This is a genomic window from Belnapia sp. (assembly GCF_059504005.1).
This window is the reverse complement of sequence record NZ_JCACHU010000018.1, coordinates 1-10,650: the sequence shown is the minus strand read 5'-3', so window position 1 is coordinate 10,650 and position 10,650 is coordinate 1. Positions and strand designations below refer to the sequence as shown.

The 10,650-nt window shown below is 64.2% G+C and carries 6 protein-coding genes and 1 pseudogene; 4 read left to right on the top strand and 3 right to left on the bottom strand.

Translation table 11 applies throughout. From position 1 onward, the window contains the following. The 3 genes from AC5JJ1_RS03405 to AC5JJ1_RS03395 form a co-directional block, all read right to left on the bottom strand. A partial coding sequence (locus AC5JJ1_RS03405) for a glycosyltransferase (protein ID WP_495783714.1) occupies positions 1–2,418 on the bottom strand: 2,418 nt, incomplete at its 3' end. A gap of 123 nt (positions 2,419–2,541) precedes the next feature. After that, complete coding sequence (locus AC5JJ1_RS03400) at positions 2,542–3,843, bottom strand: hypothetical protein (RefSeq protein ID WP_495783713.1); 1,302 nt, start codon at positions 3,841–3,843, stop codon at positions 2,542–2,544. A gap of 153 nt (positions 3,844–3,996) precedes the next feature. Continuing rightward, the gene (locus AC5JJ1_RS03395) at positions 3,997–5,226 is read right to left on the bottom strand and encodes a glycosyltransferase family protein (RefSeq protein WP_495783712.1); all 1,230 of its coding nucleotides are present in this window, start codon (positions 5,224–5,226) and stop codon (positions 3,997–3,999) included. 276 nt (positions 5,227–5,502) lie between these two features. Here AC5JJ1_RS03395 and AC5JJ1_RS03390 point away from each other — a divergent pair, with 276 nt between their 5' ends. From AC5JJ1_RS03390 to AC5JJ1_RS03375, 4 genes and pseudogenes are all read left to right on the top strand, one after another. Continuing rightward, positions 5,503–5,997 (top strand): hypothetical protein, encoded by a 495-nt coding sequence (locus AC5JJ1_RS03390; RefSeq protein ID WP_495783711.1) that lies wholly within the window; start codon positions 5,503–5,505, stop codon positions 5,995–5,997. Positions 5,998–6,032: 35 nt separating this feature from the next. After that, the gene (locus AC5JJ1_RS03385; protein ID WP_495783710.1) at positions 6,033–7,013 is read left to right on the top strand and encodes a glycosyltransferase family 2 protein; all 981 of its coding nucleotides are present in this window, start codon (positions 6,033–6,035) and stop codon (positions 7,011–7,013) included. Next, the gene (locus AC5JJ1_RS03380; RefSeq protein WP_495783709.1) at positions 7,006–9,303 is read left to right on the top strand and encodes a glycosyltransferase; all 2,298 of its coding nucleotides are present in this window, start codon (positions 7,006–7,008) and stop codon (positions 9,301–9,303) included. Before AC5JJ1_RS03385 ends, AC5JJ1_RS03380 begins: the two co-directional genes overlap by 8 nt. Before the next feature lie 373 nt (positions 9,304–9,676). Continuing rightward, positions 9,677–10,586 (top strand): annotated as a pseudogene (locus AC5JJ1_RS03375) (ISL3 family transposase); the annotation flags it as partial. Between the last annotated feature and the right edge of the window lie 64 nt (positions 10,587–10,650).

Here is a 10,650-nt window from a genome sequence, read left to right as displayed (position 1 = left end):
CTGTAGCCCGGCCGCCACGGCATCTTCCGAATAAGTCTTCCGCGCGAAACTAAGACCACTTTCCCGCAATGCCGCCCAACGCCCCGCATCCTCATGTAGGGCGATGACCGCACGGCTGAATTCCGCTTCCCCGGCAGCCTCTACTTCCGCCCGCTCGGGAAGAGGAATCCCCTCATAGGCGATTGGCGTGCCGATGCAGGGCAGGCCGAAAGCCAAGGCCTCAATCACCTTCCCCTTGAGGCCAGCGCCATAGCGCAACGGCGCCACCGCCAGCCGGCACGACGCGTAGAGCGGTGCCAGATCCTCGACATAGCCCGGGACCATGATGCCTGGCCGCTCTCCAAGCGCCCGAATTTCCGGCGGCATATGGCTGCCGACGATGGTCAAAGTCAGCTGCGGTAGAACCTGCCGTAGCTGCGGCCAGATCTTCTGCACGAACCATAGGATGCCGTCGCCATTCGGCGCATGCCGGAACCCACCGACGAAGAGTAGCCCTTGCCGCGCCGCATGCGCCGGCCCATGCTCGACAAACGGTACGGACCAGGGCACCACCTCCACCGCAGTGACGCCCTGGCCGTGCAGCAGCGCTGCCTCAGCCGCACTGTGGACGATGACCGTATCCGCTTCGAGGATAGCTGCCAGCTCCGCCTCGCGCCGCACCCGCACCGGCGGCGCGGGCCCGGCATCGCCGAGCTCCCGCTGCCGCTCTAACCGCAGAAAATGCAGGTCCGCCACGTTGTAGACAAGGCGCGCCTTGGGCGCGAGCGCCCGGCAGGTGGTGATGTGACGTACCGCCACCTCGCCCCGATGCAGGTAGATGACGTCGAAGCCACCTTCACGCCGCCGCAGCACCTCCTCCACCGACCAGTTATGTGGATGGTGCAGCACCTCGATTCCGGCATCCTGCAAAGCTTCCCCGTCCTCGCCTTGCAATCCCATATGCGACGCGGCGAGGAAGGTGATCTTCGCTCCCATGCCTTGCAGCAGCCGAATATGACAGGCGGCTGCGGCGGAGCCCGCATCTTGCCGGGGCGTCGGCACGGTAGCGTCAACGAAGAGCAGACGGAAGGCGGCGCCACGATCCTTCTCCTGCTCGATGGTCATGCCAGCTGGCGCATGGGTCAGCAGCACCTTGCGCCAGCGCTGCAGGAAGCGGCGGGCATTTACCACTTGGTACCGCTTGGCGCCGGCAGTCACATCGGTGCCGCCGGTGCCGCCCTCAAAATGCACAACCGTCGAGCGCGGCTGGTAGCGCACTCGCCAGCCCGCGGCACGCGCGCGAAAGCAATAGTCGGTGTCCTCGTAATAGGCCGGCGCAAAAATTTCGTCGAAGCCGCCGAGCTGTTCGAAGACCTCCCGCCGCGTCATTAACGAGGCACCGGAGACATAGTCAACATCCCGCCGGTAGTTGAACCGGCCGTCATCCGGATTCTCGCCGCGGCCGTAATTCACCCCGTCGGCCAGGCGGAGAATGATTCCGCCAGCCTCCTGAAGGGTGCCATCGCGGTTGAGGAGCTTCGAGCCGACGACGCCAGTGCGCGGCTCCTCCTCCAGCAAACTCACCAGCGCATCAAGAGCGCCGGGCCGCATCTCCGTATCGTTGTTCAGAAAAAACAAAAACTCACCTCGCGCTATTCCCGCACCAGCATTGCAGGAATGGAGGAAGCCGAGCGTCGCCTGATTCCGCAGCAGCCGTATGTTGCGAACCAGCAGCGGCGCTAGCAGCGTCTCGTCAGTAGAGCCATCGTCGACCAAGATGACCTCGAAGGACGTTCGGTCTGGCAGTTCCGCGAGCGTCGCCAAGCAGTTGTGAGTCAGATCGAACTTGCCAAAGACGGGGACGATGACGGAAACGCGCGGTGCCGCCACCTTCGGCAGCGTGACCGGAGAGAAACGCGCGTGTGCCGCGGCCAGAGCCGCCCGAAAGGATCCCGCTGCTAAGGGCGCCTCGGCCAATGCCGGCTGCGCCGCGCCGAGCAGCCCATCAAGCAGAGGCAGCATGCTGTCCAGCAAGCCACGCGCCGCAACGGCTCGCAAAACGACATCGCCTTCCGCCGGGCCAAGTTCGCGCTCCACTTGCTGGCCCAACCGCTCCACCAGTTCGCTCGCCGGCTCGAAATCCGCCGCGAGGTTAAGGACGGCGAGCACCGATCTCGCCTCGGCATCCACCAGCCGCACCTTCACCGCCGGCCCCTTCCGCAGGAAGCTCGGCAGGTCAAGGTGGAAGGCATGGTCACCGCGGCCGATGCCCGCGCTGACAAGATCCTGGCGAAACGTGTTGGCTATAATCTCGGTGAGGTACTCCTCGCCCTCCAACACCACCATGCGGATGTGCCGATCCGGGCGGTCAACGTCATAGGCCCAACCGGCTAGCGCCTCGCGGTCGGCCCGGTCCATATGGAAGACGACGCGGCTCACGGCCCGCCACCCACCCGCACCGAGGCTACTGCCGATCCCATTGCTGCTTGCATGGGACGCAACCTAGAGCATTTCCGCTCTCGACGGAATCACCGGTTTGCGGTTTCCCCACAGGGGGTCTGCTCAGACGTCGAGTTGACGTAAGGCTTCCCAGTAGTTCAGCCCCTTAGCCAGTAGCGCCCTCATCCGCGGCACCTCGGAGACCTTGCCGATCTTGTACTCCTCGCCGGTCGTCAGGACATGTGGCAGGGCGTCGCCGATGCTGCCAAAGCGTGTCGCCCCTATGCCCCCCCCGATCGCAGTGGTGCGGCCAATCTGAAGGGCCACCTGATCGATCCACCAATTCCGGTCGCGCTCATCCCAAAAATACTCGACGGCATCGCCAACCAAGCCGAGGAAGCGCGCGGAGTCGGCATGCGCGGGCGCGACCATCCAGGTTGCGGAGAAGCGGCGCCAGGGCAGATAACCGTTATAGGGCCCGTCGGCCAGATGCCCGAGAACCCGCTGCTCGCCCAGAATGGCCGGTAAGTGGCGGTTGGCGAAATCGTTGGGACTCGCGATGTAGGCGTCCGCATCGGAGAACAGAACCGGGCAGCCGAATGCCTCGAGGATAGCTGCGCCGCGCAGGAAGCGGGCGCTGGCGTAATAGGCTCGGGAATGCCGCACACCCGTCTCGACGCTTAGGGCGAGCGGCAGGCCGAGCCGTCCTGCCATTCCGACAAGGTCGTCAACTAACGCCACATCGGCCTCTCCGCGGAGCATCAGGTGGAGATGCAGGCCGACCTTGGCACACCCGCATGCCGCCAACTGCTCAATCCAACCGCCAGCGAAGGCCTCGGCATAAATCCGGTCGAAGGAGATACTGACCACGGCCGCCAGCGCCTGCGCTGGCTTATGGAGGAAGGTTAGGTCCCGGTCGAAGCGGGAGCCACGCGCTTCCGCCAGCGCTTCCGCCGAGGGATAGGTCCGGGCGAAGGCCGCCCCACCGCCGAAATCGTCCTTAACTACGCGATAAAAATCGTTCGGCCGCGCTGCCAGCGCCAGCCAGTGAAAGGCCTGCTCATGATCGCCTGCGACGTAGTGCCGAAGGCCTGCGACGATCTCGTAGTAGTAGTTATGGCGGCTGTTGAGAGCCGCCGGCAGCCTCAGCAGCCCGTCGAGCCAGCCCAGCAATTCCGGCTTCGGCGAACTGCCTTCTCCATAGGTCCAAAAGGCGGGATCATGCAGCCTAGCCCTGGCCGCAATGGCAAAGGCATAAGGCAGAGCGAATTCACCGGTTGTTGGGACGGTCAGCAGGTTCCTGCAGGCCAGGGCCAGCGCATCGAGACGCCCCTCAGCGACCGCCGCGTGGAAATGCCCTTGGAAAGCCGCATTGGCTTGATCGGTACCGGCAAAACCGGCAGCCAGCTCCTGCAAGTCGCGCATATCCTCCCCACAACGTTCCGCCCATCAACCAAATTGGGCGCCTTGGATCTACGGAACCATCAAATTAGGCAGCAAACAACAAAAATGTTGCTATATTGCACTTATCTTTATTTTTTGACACTCCTGGCAAGTTCCAAGATGTTAGCGAAATTCTCATCGAGCGAGGCATAGCATGGCCTGTAACTGCTGGCCGCCCGGAATCCAGACCTTCAGCACCAGAATGCGCCGAAGGAACCCGTCCGTCTCTGGTGCCGCCCCGGGCAAAGTGATCTGCAACGTGGTGTCGAGGACAGCGGCCGCCAGTTGCACGCGCACCTCCCAGGGCGGACGGGGAAGCGTGTAATGCATTACTGCTTCGGCCCGTCGCGGCTCCTTGAACAGCTCCAGGGTTATGCAGTTGTGCCGCGCCAGCACGTCGAGGCCGGCACTGCTGCTGAGGTCGAGGCAGATCGGCTCGCCTTGAATGATGTGACGAGATTGCTCGGTGAGTTCCCGGTTGAGCGCGATCTGCGCGTCCACAAAATTTGCGTGGAGCGGCTTTAGGCTCCGCTCCTGCTCTGGCGAGAGCGGTGTCGGCCGCATGGGCTCGCCGGCGGTGTCGAAAAGCCCAGAAACTAGTCGATGGCTCAGCATCGTTTCGAGGAAGGCGTTGGCTGGCACGTATCGCAGTAGCGCCGCGACATCGTCGAGCGGCCGGCCCTTAAGCGTCTCGATCCAAGATATGCCATGCCGGCGCGACCAGTTCAGGCTGTAAAAAAGGGCACGCTGCACCGCCGTCTGCGGCGTTCGCCAGGTGGTGAGATGTGCGTTAAAGGCGACGACTTCAGGAAAAACCGGGAGGACCTCGGCTGGTGGCAGTGCATCGACGGTCAGCACCAGCCAAAGATGGTGCAGATGTTGTTCGGGCGAGACCAGTTGCCGGTCAAAGAGGAAGGCCTGCCGCGGCAGTGGGGTGCCGTCCGGCTTGCCCTGGATGAAGCCCGGGGCTAGATAATTCGGCATCTCCATCTCCGCCACGGCGCTGCTAGAGGCTAGGAAGCGCTCGAGCTGGACGGCATCGAAGAACAGCACCTCATCCGCATCGAGGCGCAGCACGTAGCGTCCCTGGCAGGCCGCATAGCCGGCGCGGCGCTTCTCCACCTCGTTCGCCCAAACCCCTTCGATGATCCGGACCGGCATGCCACAGGCGGCAAGTGCATCCCGCACTGGTTGCTGCGACCGCTCCGGCTGACGGCCGAGCTGTCGAATGAGTGGCGCCATCCAGCTATAGGCACCATCGACCACCACGAGCTCATCGAGATAGGGCGCCACGGAGCGCAGAGCGGGCGTCAGCAAATCCCAATCATTGTAAATACTCAGGTAACCACTGATCCGCACAATCATCTCCGAAGCGATGGGCGGCTGCCCGGTTGGGTTCGTATGCGCGAGTATGTCCGCTTGCGAAAACGCAATCCGGCTTGTAGCACTTCTCTCGATTTCGTCATCCCGCAGCGGTACAGGCTGGTGGGGGTTTGTAGAAGCGGCGAAGATGCTGATTGATCCTTTTTCTGGCGCAGCCAAGGCCCCGAAGTGAGCAAGGCACCCTCCACAGCCCGCACCCCTGCCCTTGAACTCCGGCTAGCGACCCTTGAGCGCGAAATGGCCCGACTGCAGTCCCAGGTGACGCTGCTGATGGATGTCGAACGGCTGCGCGACGGCATCATCGCCGGCGGCGGCCAAGTGGAGGAAGTGGTCTTAAGCCCGATCGCCCTGCTTCAGGCCGGCGAATTCCTTGAGGCGGGCTCTGGCTTCCACTTCCTCGAATACGGTGAGGACGGCACCCCCTATCGCTGGACCGGGCCGGAGCCCGAAGCCCGGCTGGTCTTCTGGGTCAGTCGGGCGCGGCCGCTCCGCTTGCAAGTCCGCGTGCGCTCTTTCGGCGCCGGCGGGGCGGAGCGGCCGGTCGTCGTCACCATCGACGGCCAGCCCTACCCTGCGAAGCTGATCCCGCAGGCGAGCGCTCTTATCGTCGGTCCGCTGCCAACCATCCAAAGCGTCCGCCCGACCGAGATTGTGTTGCGCTCGCCGGTGATGTTCTCCCCAGCCCAGACCGGCGGTTCGGACGAGCGCGTGCTCGGAATGGCCATCAGCCATATCGAGCTTGTGCCGGCTTAACGGCCACGCCCTGCCGCCACGCGCCGGAGTACCTGATGAAGACGCCGACGAGACGCCGAGTGCCCGCGGCATCTGCCATGCCGCTTGCCACTGTGGCAATTTGCACCTTTGATCGCTACGACGTGCTGGCCCAGTCGATCGCCCGGCTCGGCGAGCAGACCTTGCCGGCCCGGCGCTTCGAGATTCTTGTCGTCGACAACTCGCCTGATGCGGCGCGCTCAACCAAAGAGTCCAAGGCCTATGCCGGCATCGCCAACCTGCGCTGGCTGCATGTCAAGACGCCCGGTCTCTCCAACGCCCGCAACGTCGCCAGCGAGCAGGCTCGCGCGCCCGTCATCGTCTATCTCGACGATGACGCCTTCGCCGCACCGGACTGGCTGGAGCGCATGCTGGAGGCGCACGCGGAACTCGGCGAAGGTATCGTCTGCATCGGCGGTCGCGTGCTGCCGCACTTCACAACCCCGGCGCCGGACTGGCTGGGACCGGCAATGCTGCCGTATCTCTCCGTGCTCGATCTCGGCGACGAGGCGCGGCCGCTGAACCCGGGCGAATGGGTCGTCGGGGCCAATGTTTCCTACCGTCTTGACAAGCTACGCGAGGCCGGTGGCTTCAGCCCGGCGCTCGGCCGCATCGGGTCTGGTATCGCGCTGATGTCGAACGACGAAACCGAGCTTGCCGAGCGCCTCGAAGCCCTCGGCGGCGCCGTCGGCTATACTCCACATGCGGTCGTTGAGCATTGCATTGAACCCGCGCGCCTCAGCCAGGAGTGGCTGCGCCGCCGCATTGCTTGGCAGGCGGTCTCCGATTTCGTCCGCGCGCCGGAGGCAACGCGCGGCACCGTCGAGAAGCAATGGCACGAGCTGAAGGTCTTCCTTGCCCACCAGCCGCCGCATCTCCGCACCCTGAGGGCACTCGCCCTGCCACAGGCACGCGCCGATGACCTGCACTGGCAGATGTCCGCCGTCTATGCCGCCGTCGTCAGCCTACTGGGCGGTGCGAGCGACAGCGATGACTGACGTCGCCGGCTTGCGCAGCTGGGCCGGACTCCGCGTCCTGGTGCTAGCACCAACCCCGACCCACCCGCAGGATTACGGCAACCGCAAGCGCATCTTCCAGGTCTGTCAAAGCCTTCGGGGGAAGGGGGCGGAGATCCACTATCTGCACTACGCCTCGGAGACAGATTGGCGGCGCGAGCCCCCATTGGCCGCGCTGCGCGCCATGCAACAAGCCTGGGACGCGCACTACACCATTCCCGTGACGCGAAAGCTGCACATGCCGCCCATTGAGGGCGAGGACCACAGCATTGACGAGTGGTGGGACCCGGCGATTGCAGATATGCTGCGCTGGCTGTTCTCCACCCAGCAGTTCGACGTCTGCATCGTTAACTACACCTGGCTGAGCAAAGCACTCGAGTTCGTACCCCGTGGCGTGCTCAAGATCCTCGATACGCATGACCGCTTCGCCGGCCGGCGCGCGGTGCTCGAGACCAACGGCATCAGACCAGAGTTCTTCTATACGACCGAGGCGGAGGAGCGCATCGCCCTCGACCGCGCTGACGTGGTTTGGGCCATCAAGGAGGAAGAAGCGGCGTTCTTCCGTACCCTGACCGACAATCCGGTGAAGACCCTGCCCTATTTTGAGCCGATCCGACCGCTGCTCCGCACCGAGCCACCGAACGGCATTCTCCGCTTTGGCTTGGTTGGTGCGCGCAACAACATCAACTTGGTCAATATCCGTGCCTTCCTTGAAGCGGCGCGGCTCTATGTCGAGCGCACCCTGCTGCCCTGCCGGTTCATCGTCGCCGGCAGCTGCTGCGACGATCTTGCCGGCGACCGCTTGCCCTCCTTTGTTGAGCTGCTAGGCCGGGTGGAGAGCCTCGACGAATTTTACAGCAATGTTGATGTCGTCCTCGCCCCGATGACCTTCTCCACCGGCCTCAAGATCAAGGTCGGGGAGGCGCTGAATCTTTGCAAGGCAATCATTGCTCATGCCCATGCCTTCGAGGGCTATGCGCCGACGCACCCATTCCATACCCTCGACTCTTTTCAGGCCATGTTTTGGGCTTGCAAGGAGGTGGTGGCGAGGCCGGAGCAGCTGCCGCAACTTGAAGCTGCCTCCTTCGCCTCTTCCATGGCTTCGCAGCAGCAGTTCAGCGCCACTCTGGCGCGTACCTCGGAGTTGTGCTGGCACCTGCCGCCCGGCCTGTGCATCATTTTCGACGCGGCCGAGCTACGCACCGGCTCGCTCGTCCTCGACCATGTCTGCGACACCGGGCGCTACCTCTCACACCTTATTCCAGTCCATTTCGTCCTTGGCGGCACGGTTGACGCGCAGCCCGATCCCGATGCGCTGTACCGCCTCCGCCAACTCGGTGACGTCATCGGCCTGCCGGAACTCACCACAACCGATCCGCACGTGACGCCGGCTGCGGCGTGCGGTCGGTTGCGTCGGATTCCGCTGACCGATCTTGTTGGCGGCGGGCAACTCGGCCTCTGGTTCGCGGGGCCGCCGCCGGCGCTCAGCATGCCGCATGCCGCAGCAGTTCCCGCCTTCCTTCCCTACGATGTTTGGGCAATGCGCGGCACCAACTTAGCTACCGATGTTGAGGCGTTGGCCACCCGCTTCCCGCAACTTTACCTACTCTCGAGGACCGACGATCCCTCAGTCAGTGCCGTTCGCCATCGCCCAGGCCTCCGCCACTTGCGGATGCCGATCTTTTTTGATGCAAATCAGGCTTATGCCCGTTGGGTGGTAGATGCCGCCGGGCGCCACGGGCAGCTTTTCCTCGCCGACCGAGCCGATGACCCGCACCTGTTGGCAAGCCTAGTGGTGCATTCCCGCCACTGTCAGGATAAGGCATTGCCTGTTATCCTTCTTGCCTCCGGCGAAACTGAGGCGGCCTGTTTGTCCGGCTACCGCCTGTTGACGATCGATGGCCTGTTCCGCGACGTTGCCGTAAGCGGCATGGCCCCCGAACTAGTGATTGACGTCGCATCCAGCCCGCGCCTCAACGCCGTGCGCGAGATTTTCGAACGCCGTGCGATACCGACGATTCGCCTTTTCGGACCTGGCCATCGTCCGCGATCGGTGACCGGCGCGCCGCGCCTTTCAGAGACAGCTATCTTCGCCGCACTCGACAGCCTGCGCCGCTTCAGCACCGAGCCTAGGTTAGCCCGCCACTTAACCAACCAACCGGCCCGGAGCGAGGCTTTTGACAACGACCCTGGCTGGGCCATCGTTTGGGGCCTTTTCGCGAGTCTCAAGGCAAAGCACGAGCAGTCCCAGAGCAAAAATGCAGTGGCTTAGCTCGGATGAAGTTACTTCCCTGGCAAAGCGCTGAGCGCCAACGTCCCACCTTTCGACAAATAGCTAATCACTGCCGAATGCGCATACGTGCAGATCGGTCATGCCTGCATTTGAATTAGCAATATCGACTCGCTATCAGGCATGCAAGTTGGTATCAACAGCTACTAAGCTCGAGTTTGGCCATTCCGGGATGAGGCGGCGGAGCGGGTAAGCGAATAAGCTGGTGGCGTCCTGGCCAGAGGACTGCCCCCATGCTGACCTTGCTGGCCTGGCCTTGTCCCGCTTTCACGGCTCTTCCGCAAAATGCGTGGTTGGTGCTGTCGTTGCAGGTGCAGACCTCAGCCGGGCCGTTAGGTAACCTATATAGTTCAGGATGAACAACCTGCAGTTCCTGCCGGGATGCTGGATCCGGGAGGTAAGCCGCGCGGATCCCAGCTGCATCCCCATTCATGCCGAGGCGCGACAACGCAGCGCGCTGCCCAGGGTGTGGCGAGCCGAGCCAAGCGGTCCACAGCCGGGCTCTGCGACGGCCTGCCGATTTGCCCTGCCTCGGGCGCCAGGTTCGTCTCGAGTTGGCGGTGAGGCGCCTGTACTGCCGTAATCCCGCCTGTGTGCGGCAGACCTTTGTCGAGCGGCTGCCTGGACTGATTGCGCCGCACGCGCATCGCACGCGCCGCCTGGCCGCGGCACAAGGCCGGGTCGGCGTTGCCCTGGGCAGCGAGGCGGCTGGGCGGCTCCTGCAGCACCTTGGCATGCCAGCGAGTGGTGACACGGTGCTGCGCCTGGTGCGCCGCCTGCCCCTGCCGCGGCAGCCAGTCCCCCGCATTCTGGGCGTCGATGACTGGGCCCTGCGCTGGGGCAAGACCTACGGGACCATTCTCGTCGACCTGGAGGGGCATCGCGTCGTCGACCTGCTGCCGGACCGGAGCGCCCCGACGCTGGCCGAATGGCTTCGAGACCACCGCGGGGTTCGCGCCGTTGCCCGCGACCGCTCGAGCGAGTACGCCCGTGGTATCTCGCTTGGGGCACCACAGGCCATGCAGGTCGCCGATCGGTGGCATCTGCTGCTAAACTTGCGGCAGATGATCGAGCGCTGGCTGGCCGGAGCACATGGCCGGCTCCGGCGCCTGCCGGCCATTCCGGGTCGGCGGCCTACTCCGGCGAGGCGCACGGGCGCCTTCCCACGCACCCGCGCCGAGAGGATGGCCAGCGCTGATAGCCGGGCGCGCTGGATAGCGCTCTACGATGAGGTCCGGCGCCGGCATGCTGCCGGTGAGCCGCTGCTTACCCTCAGAGCCCGTCCGAGATGTTTATGAGCGTGCCAAGCGCCTTGCCATCAGCTTGATC

Excerpts from the sequence above, each read along its gene's own strand:
- AC5JJ1_RS03400 (WP_495783713.1), bottom strand. The coding sequence starts at position 3,843 with ATGCGCGACTTGCAGGAGCTGGCTGCCGGTTTTGCCGGTACCGATCAA.
- AC5JJ1_RS03395 (WP_495783712.1), bottom strand. The coding sequence starts at position 5,226 with ATGATTGTGCGGATCAGTGGTTACCTGAGTATTTACAATGATTGGGAT.
- AC5JJ1_RS03385 (WP_495783710.1), top strand. The coding sequence starts at position 6,033 with ATGAAGACGCCGACGAGACGCCGAGTGCCCGCGGCATCTGCCATGCCG.
- AC5JJ1_RS03380 (WP_495783709.1), top strand. The coding sequence starts at position 7,006 with ATGACTGACGTCGCCGGCTTGCGCAGCTGGGCCGGACTCCGCGTCCTG.